The sequence below is a fragment of the Streptomyces sp. STR69 genome (genome assembly GCF_024519455.1).
In the GTDB taxonomy this organism is placed as follows: Bacteria; Actinomycetota; Actinomycetes; order Streptomycetales; family Streptomycetaceae; genus Streptomyces.
The window spans coordinates 234,558-251,092 of record NZ_JALJRY010000008.1; the positions used below are offsets into that span (position 1 = coordinate 234,558).

The following is a 16,535-nucleotide window of genomic DNA, read 5'->3' on the forward strand; positions in this document are numbered from 1 at the left end:
GGTCAGCGGGCCGCCCAGCTCACCGTCTTCGTCTGCAGATACTCGTCGAGCCCGAACTCGCCCCACTCCCGGCCGAGTCCACTCTGCTTGTAACCGCCGAACGCGGACCGCGGGCTCACCCCGGCGCTGCCGCCGTTGATCGTGACCCCGCCGGTCCGCAGCCGGGTCGCCATCTCGTACGCGGCCACGGTGTCGGCGCTCCACACGGCACCGCCAAGACCGTACGGACTGTCGTTGGCGATGTGTACCGCCTCCTCGTCGGTGCGGAACGGGATGACGACGCCGACGGGCCCGAAGAACTCCGTCCGGGCGACGGTCATCGCGTTGTCCACGGCGGCGAAGAGCGTCGGCTCCATGAAGTAGCCCCGGTCGAGCCCGGCCGGCCGCTTGCCACCGCACACGATTCGGGCGCCCTCCTCCTCGCCGACCCGGATCAGCTTCTCCACCTTGTCCCGCTGGGCCGCGCTGATGAGTGGCCCCATTGTGGTGGCCGCGTCGGCGGGGTCACCGACCCTGACCCCGGCGAGGGCCGCGCTCAGCCGGGCGATGAACTCGTCGTGGACGGACTCGTGCACCAGCGTGCGGGTCAGCAGCGAACAACCTTGTCCCGCATGGGTGGTCATGCCGGAGAACGCGGAGCGGACGGCGCCGTCGAGGTCGCCGTCGGCGCGTACGATGTTGGCCGACTTGCCGCCGAGCTCCAGGACGACCTTCTTCATGGAGGCCGCGGCCTGGGCGTACACCGTGCGGCCCACCGTGTCCGACCCGGTGAAGCTGACGAGGTCCACCATCGGGTGCGTGGTCAGCTCCCGGCCGGCCTCCACATCGCCGGTCACGATGTTCAGCACCCCCGGCGGCAGCCCGGCCGCGTCCGCGAAGTCGCCGAGCAGCAGCGAGTCGAGAGGGGTCTGCGGCGCCGGTTTCAGGACGACGGTGCAGCCCGCGGCGAGGGCGGGGACGACCTTCATCATGCTGAGGAAGAAGGGGAAGTTGTACGCCGAGACCAGCGCGCACACCCCGAACGCCTCGCGGCGCAGCACCCCTTGGAAGATGCCGCTGCCCGGCGCGATCGTGGGATCCATCGGGCGCTCCCACGCGAAGGCCGGGATCACCCGCTCGGCCATGTCCCGCAGATGCGCCACCGGCACCCGGGTCTGCAGAGTCTCCGCGAGCCCGCGCACCGAACCCGCCTCGGCCATGTTCACGGCGACGAGCTCCGGCAGCCGCCGCTCCAGCTCCTCCGCCATCCGCAGCAGCACCGCGCCCCGCTCGGCGGGGCTCATCCGCGGCCACGGCCCCTCGTCGAAGGCCCGCCGCGCCGCCTCGACCGCCCGTCGTACATCCCCGAGCGAGGAGTCCGGCACCTCTGCGAGGGTCTCCTCCGTCGCCGGATTGCGTACGACGATCCGCGCTTCCGACGTGCCGTCGGTGTGCCGCCCGTCGATGTAGAGCCGCGAAGAGAACGAGTACGTCGTCGTCATGTGTGCCGTCTCCTCATCAGATGTGTCCCGTGTTGAGTGTACTGAATTGGCGAGGGCGGGCCAGGAGTGTGCCGTGTTTATTGACTAGACCGGTCGGTACAGCTAACTTCGCAGATATCTGGGGGTCGGCCTTCTGGCTACGAACGACGGAGTTCGAAGAGAGGTACCGCCTGTGTTCAAGGAATTTGTCGTGTCCGGCGACTCGCACATCATCGAGCCGGTCGATCTGTTCAAGACCCGCCTGCCCAAGGATCTCCGCGACCGCGCCCTCTGGGAAGAAGAATTCACCCTGGACGAGCCGATCGTGCCGGGCGGCCACACGGAGTTCAAGAAGCTCCACACCATCGGCTTCGACGGCTGGACCATCTCCAAGTACCGCCAGACCGGCGGGGAGACCCCGGACGGCGATCCCGAGCACATCATCCGGGACATGAACTTCGACGGCGTGGACGCCTCGGTCATGTTCCCCAACCTCTCGCTGTTCGTCCTGTTCACGGACGACCACGAGTTGTCGATGGCCCACGCGCGCGTGTGGAACGACTACCTCGTCGAGCGGTACCTCCCGTACAAGGACCGGCTGCGCCCCACGGCCGCGATCCCGATCACGGACGTCCCCGCGGCCGTGGCGGAGATCGAGCGGATCGCGGGGCTGGGACTGGGCGCGATCCTCCTCCCGGAGATCCCGCCGCTGCCGTACTACGCCCGGGAGTACGACCCGATCTGGGCCGCCGCGCAGGCGCACGGACTGCCGGTCTTCATCCACGTGGCCACCGGCGGGGTGAAGGTCAAGGAGCAGATCTCCGGGACGGCGCAGACCGTCCGGGGCCTGATGACGTCCATGAACATGGGCAAGGGCAACCTGACCGACGACATGGTCGCGGGCCGGACCATGGGCTTCGCGGCCGGCGCCGGTGTCGCGGGTCCGCAGGGCATCATCGCCAGTCTGGTCGGCGGTGGAGTGTGCGAGCGCTTCCCGGATCTGCACTTCAACCTGATCGAGTACACCGCCGGCTGGCTGGTGTCCTTCATGGGCTACATGGACAAGGCGTGGAAGACGGGCACCGGTCAGGACCCCGACTGGTGGCTCGGTTTCTGGGACGACAGTCGTCCGGCGAACGAACAGCCCTCCATGGGAAGGCTGTTCGCGATCAACGACAAGTGGCCCTACCCGCTCAAGCCCACCGACTACGTCCGCCGGCAGATCCATGTGCAGTTCGCGGACGACCCCACGGCGGTCAAGGCGCGCCACATCACCGGTCTGTCCACGGTCATGTGGGGCAATGACTACCCGCACGCGGAGGGCACCTTCCGCAGCAGCGCGGAGTGCATCGCCGAGAACTTCGAGGGCGTGAACGACGAGGACCGCGCGGCCATCCTGGGCGGCACGCTCGCCGACGTCGTGCACTTCGACAAGAGCAGGAAACTCGCCCCGGTCACCGAGAGCGCCTGATCGGCGGAACGGCGGAACGGCGTTTCAGGGCACTGAAACGCGACGACAGCGGCGGGCGGTCCGAGGGTGCCGCCCGCCGCTTCTCCTGTCACGGCGTGGGCAGTTCGCCGATCAGTGCGAGGGAGGCCCGGGCGTAGGCGGCCCGGCGCCTCTGGCTCACCAGGAAGCTGGGCGGTGCGAAATAGCCGACGTCACGAGGGAGCGAACCGGCGCGAGCGGCGAGCATGGCCTTCGCGTCGGCCGTCGTCCCGCACACGGCGATCGCGCTGAGCATCTCCTCGGTGACGGCGGCGGCCATCGCGTCCGTGTCCCCGGCCCGGAACGCCTTGCGCAGCTGCGCCACCGGGTCCTCCCAGCCTTGGTGGGCGACGAACGGGTCGTACGTCTTCACCGTGAGGTAGAAGGCGATCATGCGGCGGGCGTCGGCCACGGCGCGTTCGGGGGCGGAGTCGTCCACCGCCGTGATGACCCAGCCGTGCTCCAGCGGCGGTTCGGTGCGTCCGGCCGTGGCGGTGCCGCGCTCGACGGACGGCCGTACGACGTTGTTCCACCAGGAGCGGGTGAACAGCCCGTGCCCGATGACGCCGTCGGCGACCCGGCCCGCGGTGGAGGCCATCCGGGTGTTGAACGCGGCGAGCAGCACGGGGATGTCGAGCCGGCCGAGCACGGGGGCGCGGACGTCGGCGTCGAGCGAGTAGAACTCGCCGGAGTAGTGCACCTTCTCGCCGTTCTCCGCGTGCAGCCAGGCGCGGACGGCGCCGACGGTCTCCGCGATCCGGTCCACAGGCCGGTCGGCGGGTACGTCGAGCCAGTCGCGGTTGATGCGGAACGCGGCGCTGCCGAGGCCGAGGAAGAGCCGCCCCGGTGCCTGGGCGTGGAGCTGGCGCAGCGCGGTGGCGTGCGCGTACGGGGTGCGGGCGAAGGCGTAGGCGATGGCGGGCCCCGCCAGGGCGCGTTCGGAGTTCGCGACGATCTCGGCGAGGGTGAGGTAGGCGTCGTGGTCGACGAACTCGCCGGCGCAGAAGGCGCCCGCGCCGGCCTCCTCGGCCTCGTGCGCCACCTCACGGCCCGGCCAGGGCATGCCGAATCGCATCAGAGCCAGCCCTTCGTGGAACCTCGTAAAAAAGGATACTGTTTTATGGAGCGTAGGGGAGTGTCAGCGCAGTGTCCACCGTCCCCGCGGCACCGCGGCGCGGTCCACCTCCGCCTTCCCGACGGGGTTTCCGATCTGCGTGTACGACAGCCCGGTGCGCAGGGCCTGGGTGCGGGTCGAGTCCAGGGACTCCCAGATCGCGCGGACCGTGCCCTGGATCGCGGCCGGCGGTTTGGCGGCGATGATGCGCGCGATCTCGTCCGCCCGGTCCCAGAGTTCCGCACCCGGCAACACCTCGCTGACCAGGCCGATTTGCAGGGCGCGCGCGGCCGACACCCGCTCGTCCAGGCCGAGCAGCGCGATGCGCAGGGTCTCGCCGAGCGGGATGCGGCGGGCCAGTCCGATGGGTTCGAGCGCGGCGGTGAGTCCGTAGCTGACGTGCGGGTCGAAGAAGGTCGCGTCGTCCGAACAGATCAGGATGTCGGCCTCGTTGAGCCAGTAGAAGGCGCCGCCCGCGGCCATCCCGTGCACCGCGCAGACCAGCGGTTTCCACACCTGGTTCAGCTTCGGCGACAGGAACTCCCCGGGGTCGGTCTGCGACCAGACGTTGGGATGCCGGTCGATGCCCTCCTTGACGTCCATACCGGTGCTGAACGCGCGCTCGCCCGAGCCGCGCAGCACGACGACACGCACGTCGTCGTCGGTCTTCACGGTCCGCCAGATGAGGTCGAACTCCTCCAGCATCTCCTGATTGAAACTGTTCATGGCCTGCGGCCGGTTCAGGGTGATGGTGGCGACATGGTCGGTCACCTCGAACAGGACGGTCTTGAGATCCATCCGGCGACTCCGTTCGTCGACTCGGTTCGTCATCTCGACGCGATCGAGGTAAGTAGTATACTTTTTTCTGGTCTTCGGGCGCCCGGAACGCAACAAGATCCGCGGAGGAACCTGCGATGAGGCCACGAGTGGGACAGATGCTCGCCAGCACGGTGGACACGACGGCGGTGATCGTCGTGCGCTGTCCTGACAGCGACCTGGACATCACCTGCGGCGGTGCCGCGATGGCCGAGGGGCCCGCGACCGGAGCCCCCACCGGCACCGCGGACCCGGACCGGATGGGCGGTTCACTGCTCGGCAAGCGGTACGCCGACGAGGAACTCGGCATCGAACTCCTCTGCACGAAACAGGGACCGGGCACCCTCGCGGTGAACGGCGTCCCGCTGCCCGTGAAGACCGCGAAGCCGCTCCCGGCCTCGGACTGAGAAGAGGGAAGCGCGCCGATGAACGTGTCGATGATCCTGGACATGGCCGCCGAGGGCTTCGGCGACCGGATCGTGATCGGCCGCGCACCGGACGGGCTCACCCCCGTACGGCTGCGCGAACTGGCCGTCGGCGGGGCGCGGGTGATCCGCGCGGCCGGCGCCGACGCGCTCGTGTACCTGGCCACGAACGGCCCCGCCTTCGCCGTCGCCCAGTTCGCCGCGGCCCACGCCGGAGTTCCGCTCGTTCCGGTCAACTACCGCCTGGGCGACCAGCAGTTGGACGCCCTGCTCGCGAACCACCCGCACGCCCTGGTCATCGCCGCCCCCGACCAGGAAGCGGCCCCGCGCCGGGCCGGACTGCCGGTCCGCAGCCCGGCGGACTGGCTCACGGAGGCCGCCGCGCATACCGACGGCGACACCGAACCGGCCCCGCCGACCGAGGCCCCCGCCGTGCTGATCTACACCAGCGGCACCACCTCGGCCCCGAAGGGTGTGGTCCTGCGCCACCACAACCTGGTGTCGTATGTGCTCGGCACAGTGGAGTTCGCCGCGGCGGACCCCGCCGAATCAGCGCTGATGAGTGTGCCGCCGTACCACATAGCCGCCGTCTCCAATGTGCTGACGAACCTCTACGCCGGCCGACGCACCCTCACCCTCGACCAGTTCACCCCGGAGGGCTGGCTCGGCCTCGTCCGGGAACAGGGGGTCACCCACGCGATGGTCGTCCCCACCATGCTCGCCCGGATCATGGACACGGAGGGCCTGGACCGATCAGTGCCCTCAATGCGCTCGCTCGCCTACGGTGGCGCCAGGATGCCGGTGCGTGTGATCGAGACGGCGCTGCGCTCCTGGCCAGGGGTGGACTTCGTCAACGCCTATGGCCTGACGGAGACTTCGTCCACGATCTCCGTACTCGGCCCGGCCGAGCACCGCGCCGCGGTCGGCAGCGACGACCCCGTGGTACGGGCTCGGCTCGGCTCGGCCGGACTGCCGGTGCCGGGCATCGAGATCGAGGTCCGTGACGTGACCGGGGAACCCCTCGGCGCGGGGGAGACCGGGCAGATCTGGGTGCGCGGCGAACAGGTCTCGGGGGAATACGCCGGTCAGGGCTCCGCAGTCGACGAGCGCGGCTTCTTCCACACCCGCGACCGGGGCCGCCTCGACGCCGACGGCTACCTCCACATCGAGGGCAGGACCGACGACACGATCATCCGCGGCGCGGAGAACATCGCCCCCGCCGAGATAGAGGACGTTCTGCTACGCCACCCGGACGTGCTCGACGCCGTCGTCGTCGGTGTCCCCGACGAGGAGTGGGGCCAGCGCATCGAGGCCGTGGTCGTACCCCGTGACGGCGCCCGGGTCGACGCCGTAGCGCTGCGCGCGGCCGTGCGCAGCACCCTGCGCGGCTCGAAGACCCCGGAACGCATCACTTACTGGACCGAACTCCCGCGCACGGTGACCGGCAAACTGGTCCGCCGCGACATCGTGGCGGCACTCACCGCACCGGAGAACGGCACGAAGGGTCAGCAGTCATGAGCGTCGTCGCCACCAACAGCCCCGCACTGGTACGGGAGTTGACGGACCGTACGGCCGCCGTGGTCGGCGGCTGGATCCCCGGAGCCACCGTCGACGGCGTCGAACCGCTCACCGGCGGCACGTCGAGCCTGACGTACGTCGCCGCACTGTCGGGTGTCCCGGCCGGCTACGAACGTGTCGTCCTCAAGGTGGCCCCGCCCGGCCTGCCCCCGGTCCGCAACCGGGACGTGCTGCGCCAGGCGCGGCTCATGGCGGCCCTGGCCGGACAGCCGGGCGTGCGGGTGCCGAAGGTGCTGTTCTGCGACGCGGGCGTGCCCCCGGCCGTCCAGCCTTTCGTGGCAATGGAGTTGGTGCCGGGGGAGTGCGTCGAACCGGTGCTGCTGCCTCGCGGCACTCTGGCGCCGGGGGAGGTGCGGGCCCGTGCCCTGGACGCGGCGCGGATGCTGGCCGACCTGCACCGGGTGGATCCCCGGCGTACGGCGCTCGCGGCGGAACCGGCCGTGTCGCTCGACGCCGAGATCGGCCGCTGGACCCGGGCGTTCGGCACCGTCTCCGAGGACCTGAACGCCGGCCACGAGGCGGTCGCGGACCGGCTGCACGCCACCGCGCCCGCCGCGATGACACCGGTGTTCACCCACGGGGACTACCGCCTCGGCAACACACTGTGCGCGGGCGGATCGGTCACGGCGATCATCGACTGGGAGATCTGGTCGCTCGGTGATCCCCGCGTCGACATGACCTGGCTGACCTTCTTCACCGACGAGGCCCGCCATCCGGCCTCCGTGTCGGACGAGCCGACCGGCATGCCCTCCAAGGCCGAACTGGTCGGCGCCTACGAGGAGTTGCGCGGCGAACCGCTGCACGACCTGCAGTGGTTCGAGGCGCTCACCAAGTACAAGGAGTCGGCGGCGACGGCACTGCTGATCAAACGGGGCCGTAAATCAGGGCAGTTGAACGCGATGCATCAGCGGATGCTGCCCGCGCTGCCGGTGTTGCTCGACGAGGCGATGGAACTGCTGGGCACAGCCCGGAGTTGATGGATGCCCAGATCGAGGGCCGCTTCGAGGTGCGTGAGCGAGCCGGTGGACATCATGATCAGGACACCTCCCTGGATACCTGCCAGCAGGGCCGCCGCGGCGCGGTCGGCGTCGAGGCCGGCGGGGATCTCGCCCTGGTCCTGCATGGCCCGGATGCCGATGGCGAGCTTGGACTGCCACGAGGCGACGAGCTGCCCGGTGACGGCCTGCGCGCCGGGCGTGGCGGGGGTCAGCTGGGACATCAGGGCGTTGAGCGGGCACTGCTGTCCCTGGCGGCGGTAGCGGTCGACGACCGCGTCCCGCCAGTCGTACCAGGCCCGCCACGAGGTGAGCGCACTGAGGTGGGGCTGCTGGTCGGACAGGACACGGTCGGCCTCGTGCCGGGCCACGGCGAGCAGGAGCTCCTCTTTTCCGCCGGGGAAGTAGTGGAAGAGCTGGCTCTTGCTGGTGGACGTGCGGGCGCGGATGTGGTCGAGGGTCGTCGCGGTCACACCGCGGGCGCGGATCTCCGCCGCGGCTCCTTCGACGATGCGCTGGTCGACGGAGTCCATGCGTTCATCCGCGCGTACGCCACGCGCTGAGCGGCGTGTCCCTGTCGAGCAGCAACCGCGCAGAACTTCACCATGGCACGACTCCGCTGTCGTCGAACATCTGACCAGTGGGGCCGTCGTCGGGAAGAGCCGCCAGTCGGACGGCGATCGCCGCGCCCTGCTCAGGGGTCTGAGTGCCGCTGAACCCATTGAGGTCGGTGGCCACGTAGCCGGGGCAGGCGTTGTTGATCAGGATGTTGGTGCCGCTCAGCTCCTTGGCGTACTGGATGGTGACCGCGTTCAGGAAGGTCTTCGTCGGCGCGTAGGCCCCGCTGATCCCTCCGAGGTCGACACCGGGCGTGGTCTGCAGGGCCAGCGAGCCGACATGGCTGGACTGGTTGACGATCCGTGGGTGCGCCGAGCGGCGCAGCAGCGGCAGCATCGCGTTGGTGACCCGGATGACGCCGACGACGTTGGTCTCCACCAGCCGCCGCACGGTCTCCAGGTCGATGGTCGTCGGCTCCTCAGGCCAACCGCCCGCCACTCCGGCGTTGTTGACCAGGACGTCAAGGCGTCCCGCCCGCTCCTCGATCAGCCGCGCCGCGGCGGTCACGCTTTCGTGGTCGGTCACGTCCAAGGGCACGCCGAACGCGTCGGCGCCTGCCGCGCGCAGTTTCGCCACGGCGTCCGTCCCGCGCCGCTCGTCCCGGGCGCCGACACCGACACTCCAGCCCAACGCGCCCAGCATGGCCGCGATCTCGTACCCGATTCCCTTGTTCGCGCCGGTGACCAGCGCGATCGTCTTCTCGCTCATGACAGCGAGCATGGCCGCGCTCGGGCCGTGCACCAACACCACCTCGGTCGCGCATCAATACCCGCGCGACATGGATCGACCGTCCGCCGCGGCTACTGTGCAGGGATGGAGATACGCGAGTTGCGGTACTTCGTCGTCCTCGCCGAGGAACTGCACTTCGGCAGGGCCGCCCAGCGTCTGGAGATGGCCCAGCCGCCCCTGTCCCGAGCGATCGCCCGGCTCGAACGGCAGCTGGGGGTAACCCTGTTGGAGCGCACCAGCCGCAAGGTCACGCTCACCGAGGCCGGCGCCGTACTGCTGTCCGAGGGTCGCGCGATCCTCAGCGCGGTAACCGCGGCCGAGCGGCGTACCCAGGAGGCTGCGCACAAGCACCACCACCTCGTTCTCGCCGTCAAATCCGGCACGGCCGACGAGTTGGTGGCGAAACTGCTCGGCGCCTACCGCGCGGAGCCCGGCGCGGCCACCGTCGATCTGCTGCTCTGCGAGGCGCACCAGCAGCAGACATTGCTGCAGAACGGGCAAGCCGATGTGGCTCTGCTGCACTTGCCGTTCGATTCGGTGGCCGGACTCGACACCGAAATTCTGCACACCGAGGGACAGGTGGCGATCCTGCCCACTTCTCACTCACTTGCCGGCCGCTCACGGATTCGGACGGCCGAGGTCACCTCGTTGCCGGAACTCCCGATGGCGCGCTGGCCCGATCCTGGCGGCAGCTATCCGGAGGGACCGGGCGCGGAGGTACGGAACCTGACACAGCTCTTCCAACTGATCGCGCTCGGCCGTACCACTGCGATCATGCCCGAGTCCGCCGGCACCGACCTGCGCCGGGATCTCACCGCCGTACCGGTCCTTGACGCACCACCCGTGACAACGGTGATCGCATGGCCGTCGCAGAGCCGACTTCGCGCAGCCGCCGACCTGATCCGCGTGGCAACACGTCTTTGACCGGCTGGGGCGGATGACCCGGCGCACTCTTGGAGCGGTCAGGGGACGGGGATTGAGGAACAAGCTAGTACAGCCCGCCGTCCACCCGGATCAGCGCTCCCGTCGTATAGCTCGACGCGTCGCTCGCGAGGTACAGCGCGGTGCTGACGATCTCCTCCGGCTGTCCGGGACGCCCGATCGCGCTGCGTGTCGTCTGGCGTTTCTCCTCCGCCCAGGACTTGGCGATGTCCGTGAGGAACGGTCCGGCCGAGATGGTGTTGACGCGCACGGTCGGGCCGTATTCCAGGGCGAAGACCGTCGTGAGTGCGTTGAGTGCGGCCTTGGCGCCCGCGTAGGGGCCGAAACGGGGCTGTGGCATCAGTGCGCCGGACGACGAGACGTTGATGATCGAGCCCCCGTTCTCCGAGTCGGCCATCCGCTGTCCGACCAACGAGGCGAGCCGGAACGGGCCTTTGAAGTTGACGCCGATCACCTTGTCGAAGAGCTCCTCGCTGGTGTCGGCCGAGGAGGGGGCGAGGGGTGACATGCCGGCGTTGTTGACCAGGACGTCGACCCGGCCGAACTCCTCGTAGGCCGCGTCGGCGAGCCGGGCCAGGTCGTCCCAGTGGCCGACGTGTGCGGCGACCGGCAGAGCGCGGCGACCCAGGGCCCGGACCTCGTCCGCCACGGCCTCGCACGCGTCGAGCTTGCGGCTGGCGATGACGACGTCGGCGCCCGCGGTCGCGAAGGCGCGCACCATCGCGAGGCCCAGGCCCCGGCTGCCGCCCGTGACGAGCGCGACCTTGCCGGACAGGTCGAACAGGTCGGCCGGAGCAAGGGACTTGGTGTCGCGTGCCTCGCTCATGCCTGCACCCGGCCGGAGAGGCTGTCGTCCTCGACGATGTGGGCGTACCGCTTGCGGGCGGACTCCAGCTTCGGCGGGATGTGCTCGCTGGGGAACAGACCGTCGGCCGGACGGCGGTTCTTGAGCAGCTGCTTGGCGATCGTGGTGCGGTGCACCTCGGTGGGGCCGTCGGCGAGCGCGAGGTTCGGTGCGGCCATCCACCATTTGGCGAGCGGGAGTTCATTGGTGGTGCCGAGCGATCCGTGCAGATGCAGGGCGCGTTGGACGACGTCGTGCAGCACCTTCGCCGTCTGCACCTTGCACATCGCGATCTGGGTGCGGGCCGCGCCGTGCGGCTGGGTGTCGATGATCCAGGCGGTGTGCAGCACCAGCAGCCGGAACTGCTGCAACTCCACCCAGGAGTCCGCGATGAACTGCTGCACGGCCTGCTTCTCGGCGAGAAGAGTGCCCTGAGTACGACGGGACAGCGCGCGCTCGCACATCATGTCGAAGGCGCGGGTGCACTTGCCGACCGTGCGCATCGCGTGATGGACCCGGCCCCCGCCGAGCCGGGCCTGGGCGACCTTGAAGCCCTCGCCGGGGCCGCCGAGCATGGCGTCGAGCGGGACCCGCACCTGGTCGTAGCGGATGTAGGCGTGGATGCCCTCGTCGAGGGAGTCGCGTTCGTCCATGGTGCCGACGTTGCGCTTGATCTCGATGCCGGGTGTCTCGGCCGGGACGATGAACATCGACATCCGGGCGTGCGGCGGAGCCTGTGGGTCGGTGACGGCCATGACGATGAGGAAGGCCGCGTACCGGGCGTTGGAGGAGAACCACTTCTCGCCGTCGATCACCCACTCGTCCCCCTCGCGCCGGGCCCGGCACACGAACTCCTTCGGGTCGGCTCCCGCCTGCGGTTCCGTCATCGAGAAGGTGGAGACGATGTCCCCGTCGAGCAGGGGCTGCAAATAGCGCGCCTTCTGTTCCTCGGTGCCGAACATGGCGAGGATCTCCGCGTTGCCGGTGTCCGGAGCGGCGGTCCCGAAGACGGTCGGGGCCCAGTAGGAGCGGCCGAGGATCTCGTTGAGGTACGCGAGCTTCACCTGGCCGTAGCCCGCACCGCCGAGTTCCGCGCCGAGATGGCAGGCCCACAGGCCCTGGGCGCGGACCTGCTCCTGGAGCGGTTTGAGGATCGCGCGTGCCTTCTCGTTGCGCGTGTCGTACGGGTCGCCGCCGTGCGGGAACAGCAGGTCGAGCGGTTCGACCTCCTCCCGCAGGAAGGCCGCCGCCCAGTCCAACTTGGCCTGGAACTCGGGTTCGATCGAGAAGTCCAGCATCGGCCCTCCGGAAGGTGCGCGTTGGTCGGCGACAGCAAAACAGTATACTTTTTAGCGAGGTTCGGTCCATACTCGGAGTGCGTGACGGCAGATTGAGTATGAGGAGTTGGTCGATGCGCAGGCCGATGGAGGGCGTACGCGTTCTCGAAGTAGCCCAGTTCACCTTCGTCCCGGCGGCGGGCGCCGTGCTCGCGGACTGGGGCGCCGATGTGATCAAGATCGAACACGCCGAACGCGGCGACGGACAGAGGGGGTTGGTCCGTGTCCTCGGCTACGACGCCACCAGCGCGGGGTCCTCGTTCTTCCCGATCGTGGAGGGACCCAACCGGGGCAAACGCAGCGTCGGTCTCGCCCTGGAGAAGCCGTCGGCCCGTAAGGCCTTCGAGGAACTGGTCCGCCGCAGCGATGTGTTCCTGACCAACTTCCTGCCCGAGGCGCGCGCGAAACTGCGCATCGAGGTCGAGGACATCCGGGCCATCAACCCGGACATCATCTATGTGCGGGGCAGCGGTTTCGGTCAGCGCGGCGACGAGGCCACGAAGGGCGGCTACGACAGCACGGCCTTCTGGGCGCGCGGCGGCAGCGCCGCAGGTGTCACGCCACCGGGTGCGGACCGGATGATCCGGATGCCCGCGGGCGCCTACGGCGACGCGATGGGCGGCATGACGATCGCCGGCGGCATCGCCGCCGCCCTCTACTCCCGCGCCACGACCGGCGAACCGTCCGTGGTGGACGTGTCGCTGCTGGGCGTCGGTGCCTGGGCGACCCAGTTCACGGTCAACATGGCGCTGATGAACGGCGGCCCGCTGCCGGTGAACGTCCAGCCCCGACACGGATCACGCACCAACCCCCTCATCGGGGCGTACATGACCTCGGACGGACGCTGGATCGAACTGTCGATGCTTCAACCCGGCCGCTACTGGGCCGAGTTCTGCAAGCTCGCCGGACGCGGCGAACTCGGCACCGACGAACGCTTCGACAGCACCGAGAAGTTGATGGCCAACGCGGCTCAGGCGGCCGGCATCGTCGCCGAGCTCATCGCGTCCCGCCCCTTCGAGGAGTGGGTGGAGATCCTCTCCCGTGGCGAGGGCCAGTGGTCGGTGGTGCAGAACGCCTGGGAGGTCGGCCAGGACCCCTCGCTGCGCGCCAACGGACTCATCGCCCCCGTCGTGGACGCGGACGGAGTCGACCGCGAACTCGTCGCCAGCCCCGTCCAGTTCGACGAGACCCCGGTCGACATCACCAGGGCACCGCAGTTCGCGGAACACACCGACGAGGTCCTGCGCTCACTAGGTCTCTCCGACGAGGAACTGATCGCGCTGAAGATCGACGGCGCGGCGACATGACCGCCGTCCACGACGCGAACACCGTACGAAAGGAGCCGTGATGAGCGCGACACTCGAACCCGACGGGACCCACCAGGGCGTCCCCGCCTACCACTTCGACAACCGGCTCGGCGGCCCGGTCCTGAGCCATCAGGAACGCTGGGACGAGATCGCCCGAACCCACTCCGGATTCCGCAGCACCATCGCACGCGGATACTGGGTCGTCACCGAGGGCGAGGCCGTCCAGCAGGCGCTGCAGGACTGGCGGACCTTCTCCAACCAGTCCGTGACAGCGCTCGATCCGGACCCGAGGTTCCTGTGGATCCCGGAGATGCTCGACCCGCCCCAACACACCGCGTGGCGACGCCTGTTGGGCAGTGCCTTCTCGCCCAAGACCGTCGCGGCCCGGGAACCGGAGGTCCGCGAGGTCGCGTCCGGCCTGATCGACGAGGTGAAGGACAGCGGCTCTGCCGACGTCCTCGACTCGTTCGCCCGCCGCTTCCCGACCCTGATCTTCATGCGCCTGATGGGCCTGCCCGAGCAGGACCTCCCGCAGTTCCTCGACTGGATCCACGACCTGCTGCACCTGTCCCATGGCGAAGACCCGCACGGCGAACGGCAGTTGAGCGCCATGAACGCCGTGTCGGAGTACTTCGAGCAGCAGATCGCGATCCGCCGCGAGGCACCCCGCGACGACCTGTTGTCCCGTGCGATGACCTGGACGATCGACGACGAGCCGATCAGCGACCGGGACATGCACGCGTTCTGCATCCTGCTGTTCCAGGCCGGCTTCGACACGGTCCCCATCTCCATCGGCTGGGCCCTCTACCACTTCGCCACGCATCCGGAACAGCGCAGGGCGATCGTCGACGACCCCTCGCTGATCCCGACGGCGGTCGAGGAGATCCTCCGCGTCTACTCGTTCGTCGTGCCCGCCCGCAAGGCGACACGGGACGTGGAGATCGGCGGCTGCCCGGTCGGCGCGGGCGAGATGGTGATGCTCCCGCTCGCGGTCAGCAACCGCGACCCCGAGCGCTTCGACCGGCCCCTCGAAGTGGACCTCCGGCGCAAGACCACCAACCACATAGCGTTCGGCTCGGGACCGCACCGCTGCCTCGGCTCCCACCTCGCCCGCCTCGAACTCAACGTCGCCGTCGAGGAATGGCACCGGCGCATTCCCGACTACGAGATCACCCCCGGCCAGGACCTCGAACAGCACGGCAACATGTACGGCATCAAGCAGCTCCGGCTGGAGTGGTGACCGACGCCATGACCTCACCTCTCAGCCCAACAGACCTGTACCACACGGGAATTGTGGTCCCGGACGTCGAGGCGGGGAAGGCCTGGTTCACCCGGATCGCGGGTCACCGCTGGACCGAGACCCAGGCCTTCGACCTCACCGTGCGCCTGGTCGACGGCGAACGCGTGCTCCCGCTGCGCTTCGCGTACTCGCTGGATGCCCCGCACCTCGAACTCGTGCAGGAGATCCCGGGTACGCCGTGGACCCCGTCCGGGCACCTGGCCACCCATCATCTCGGCTACTTCTGCGACGACCTGCCGACGACCTCCAAACGCCTGGAGGAAGCGGGCTTCCCGCTGGAGGCCTGCGCGATCGTCGACGGCTCCCCGTCGATCTTCGCCTACCACTTCGACCCGCACGGCGTCCGCATCGAGATCGTCGACCGCACCCGCATGCCGGACTTCGACGACTACCTCCGCTCCAAGGCGCCGACGTGGCACTGACGTTCACCGAGGAGCAGGAGGAACTCCGTACGACACTACGGCGCTTCCTCACCGAGAAGGCGCCGAGCGCGGCCGTGCGCCGCGCGATGGACTCCGCCGAAGGGTACGATCCCCGGCTCTGGCGGCAGATGGCCGACCAACTCGGCCTGCACGGGGTCGCGTTGCCCGAGGAGTACGGCGGATCCGGTGGCGGGCCGGTCGAGTTGGGGATCGTGCTGGAGGAGACCGGACGGGTGCTGCTGCCGTCGCCGTACTTCGCGACCGTGGCGCTGGCCGGCCAGGCCCTCACGGCCTCCGGCGACGAGCCGGCGAAGGCGCGCTGGCTGCCCGCGATCGCCGACGGAACGCTGACGGCGACCCTGGCCCTCGCGGAGGAACCCGGCTCCTGGCGGCTGGAGGACATCGAGACCTCGGCCGGGAACGGGACGCTCTCCGGCACCAAGATGTTCGTCGTCGACGGCCACACCGCCGACCTCATCCTCGTAATGGCCCGCACCGGCACGGGACTTGGGCTCTTCGCCGTCGACGGTGACGCACCCGGAGTGACCCGCACCCGGCTGGAGACCCTCGACCCGACCCGGCGGCTGGCCCGCGTCGACCTCGACGGCGCACCCGCGCGGCGGGTCGGACCGAGCGGGGACGCCACGGCGTATCTGCGCACCGTGCTCGACCTCGTGGCGGTGGCGCTCGCCGCCGAACAGGTCGGCGGAGCACAGGCCTGCCTCGACGCGGCCGTGGCATACGCGAAGGTCCGGGTCCAGTTCGGGCGTCCCATCGGCTCGTTCCAGGCAATCAAGCACAAGTGCGCCGACCTGCTGGTCGACGTGGAGGGCGCCCGGTCGGCGGCCTACCACGCGACGGCCGTCGCCGCCGACGCCTCACCCGAACTACCGCCGTCCGCCGCACAGTTGGTGCCCGCCGAACTGCCGGTGTCCGCCGCCCTGGCCGCCGCCTGCTGCGCGCAGGCCTTCACCCACGCGGCCAAGGAGAACATCCAGATCCACGGCGGCATCGGCTACACGTGGGAGCACGACGCACACCTCCATCTGAAGCGGGCCAAGTCGTCGGAGCAGCTGTTCGGAGGCCCGGCGACGCACCGGAGCCGGTTGGCCGACCTGGTCGGAATCTGAGACCGACGTCCTGTCGAAAGGTTCATCAC

General features: G+C 69.6%; 16 protein-coding genes. 9 read left to right on the forward strand and 7 right to left on the reverse strand.

The genetic code is table 11. The features are described from left to right. Window positions 1–2 precede the first annotated feature (2 nt). On the reverse strand, window positions 3–1,481 hold the full coding sequence (locus OC490_RS17325) for an aldehyde dehydrogenase family protein (RefSeq protein ID WP_262058844.1): 1,479 nt from the start codon (window positions 1,479–1,481) through the stop codon (window positions 3–5). Window positions 1,482–1,671: 190 nt separating this feature from the next. On the opposite strand from OC490_RS17325, the gene OC490_RS17330 reads away from it, so the two are divergent. Then, complete coding sequence (locus tag OC490_RS17330; RefSeq protein ID WP_262058845.1) at window positions 1,672–2,931, forward strand: amidohydrolase family protein; 1,260 nt, start codon at window positions 1,672–1,674, stop codon at window positions 2,929–2,931. Between the two features lie 88 nt (window positions 2,932–3,019). On the opposite strand, the gene OC490_RS17335 is transcribed toward OC490_RS17330, so the two are convergent. Then, a complete protein-coding gene (locus tag OC490_RS17335) occupies window positions 3,020–4,024 on the reverse strand; it encodes an LLM class flavin-dependent oxidoreductase (RefSeq protein WP_262058846.1) in 1,005 nt (334 codons plus the stop codon). A 63-nt stretch (window positions 4,025–4,087) separates the two neighbouring features. Beyond that, window positions 4,088–4,861, reverse strand: a complete 774-nt coding sequence (locus OC490_RS17340) for an enoyl-CoA hydratase/isomerase family protein (RefSeq protein WP_262058847.1) — start codon at window positions 4,859–4,861, stop codon at window positions 4,088–4,090. 116 nt (window positions 4,862–4,977) lie between these two features. On the opposite strand from OC490_RS17340, the gene OC490_RS17345 reads away from it, so the two are divergent. From OC490_RS17345 to OC490_RS17355, 3 genes are read left to right on the forward strand one after another with little or no spacing between them, the layout of a single operon-like run. Continuing rightward, window positions 4,978–5,286 carry a hypothetical protein gene (locus tag OC490_RS17345; protein WP_262058848.1) on the forward strand — a complete coding sequence of 103 codons (309 nt, stop codon included), beginning with the start codon at window positions 4,978–4,980 and terminating at the stop codon, window positions 5,284–5,286. 18 nt (window positions 5,287–5,304) lie between these two features. Beyond that, window positions 5,305–6,822, forward strand: coding sequence for a class I adenylate-forming enzyme family protein (locus tag OC490_RS17350; RefSeq protein ID WP_262058849.1), 1,518 nt, complete (start codon window positions 5,305–5,307; stop codon window positions 6,820–6,822). Beyond that, a complete protein-coding gene (locus OC490_RS17355) occupies window positions 6,819–7,859 on the forward strand; it encodes a phosphotransferase family protein (RefSeq protein WP_262058850.1) in 1,041 nt (346 codons plus the stop codon). Before OC490_RS17350 ends, OC490_RS17355 begins: the two co-directional genes overlap by 4 nt. On the opposite strand, the gene OC490_RS17360 is transcribed toward OC490_RS17355, so the two are convergent. Together OC490_RS17360 and OC490_RS17365 are read right to left on the reverse strand one after the other, a co-directional pair. After that, the gene (locus OC490_RS17360) at window positions 7,787–8,410 is read right to left on the reverse strand and encodes a TetR/AcrR family transcriptional regulator (protein WP_262058851.1); all 624 of its coding nucleotides are present in this window, start codon (window positions 8,408–8,410) and stop codon (window positions 7,787–7,789) included. The two genes, OC490_RS17355 and OC490_RS17360, sit on opposite strands and share 73 nt — an antisense overlap. Before the next feature lie 67 nt (window positions 8,411–8,477). Further along, entirely contained in the window at window positions 8,478–9,215 is a 738-nt protein-coding gene (locus OC490_RS17365) for an SDR family oxidoreductase (RefSeq protein ID WP_262058991.1), read from the reverse strand. 93 nt (window positions 9,216–9,308) lie between these two features. Here OC490_RS17365 and OC490_RS17370 point away from each other — a divergent pair, with 93 nt between their 5' ends. Next, window positions 9,309–10,148, forward strand: a complete 840-nt coding sequence (locus OC490_RS17370; RefSeq protein ID WP_262058852.1) for a LysR family transcriptional regulator — start codon at window positions 9,309–9,311, stop codon at window positions 10,146–10,148. Between the two features lie 64 nt (window positions 10,149–10,212). On the opposite strand, the gene OC490_RS17375 is transcribed toward OC490_RS17370, so the two are convergent. Together OC490_RS17375 and OC490_RS17380 are read right to left on the reverse strand one after the other, a co-directional pair. After that, complete coding sequence (locus OC490_RS17375; protein ID WP_262058853.1) at window positions 10,213–10,992, reverse strand: SDR family NAD(P)-dependent oxidoreductase; 780 nt, start codon at window positions 10,990–10,992, stop codon at window positions 10,213–10,215. Next, on the reverse strand, window positions 10,989–12,308 hold the full coding sequence (locus OC490_RS17380; RefSeq protein WP_262058854.1) for an acyl-CoA dehydrogenase family protein: 1,320 nt from the start codon (window positions 12,306–12,308) through the stop codon (window positions 10,989–10,991). The genes OC490_RS17375 and OC490_RS17380 overlap by 4 nt, the downstream gene beginning before the upstream one ends. A 113-nt stretch (window positions 12,309–12,421) precedes the next feature. Here OC490_RS17380 and OC490_RS17385 point away from each other — a divergent pair, with 113 nt between their 5' ends. The 4 genes from OC490_RS17385 to OC490_RS17400 are packed head-to-tail and all read left to right on the forward strand — an operon-like array spanning window position 12,422 to window position 16,506. Next, entirely contained in the window at window positions 12,422–13,654 is a 1,233-nt protein-coding gene (locus OC490_RS17385) for a CaiB/BaiF CoA transferase family protein (protein WP_262058855.1), read from the forward strand. Between the two features lie 40 nt (window positions 13,655–13,694). Further along, entirely contained in the window at window positions 13,695–14,894 is a 1,200-nt protein-coding gene (locus OC490_RS17390; protein WP_262058856.1) for a cytochrome P450, read from the forward strand. Window positions 14,895–14,902: 8 nt separating this feature from the next. After that, complete coding sequence (locus tag OC490_RS17395; protein WP_262058857.1) at window positions 14,903–15,376, forward strand: VOC family protein; 474 nt, start codon at window positions 14,903–14,905, stop codon at window positions 15,374–15,376. Beyond that, window positions 15,367–16,506 carry an acyl-CoA dehydrogenase family protein gene (locus tag OC490_RS17400; protein WP_262058858.1) on the forward strand — a complete coding sequence of 380 codons (1,140 nt, stop codon included), beginning with the start codon at window positions 15,367–15,369 and terminating at the stop codon, window positions 16,504–16,506. The genes OC490_RS17395 and OC490_RS17400 overlap by 10 nt, the downstream gene beginning before the upstream one ends. Window positions 16,507–16,535: the final 29 nt, after the last annotated feature.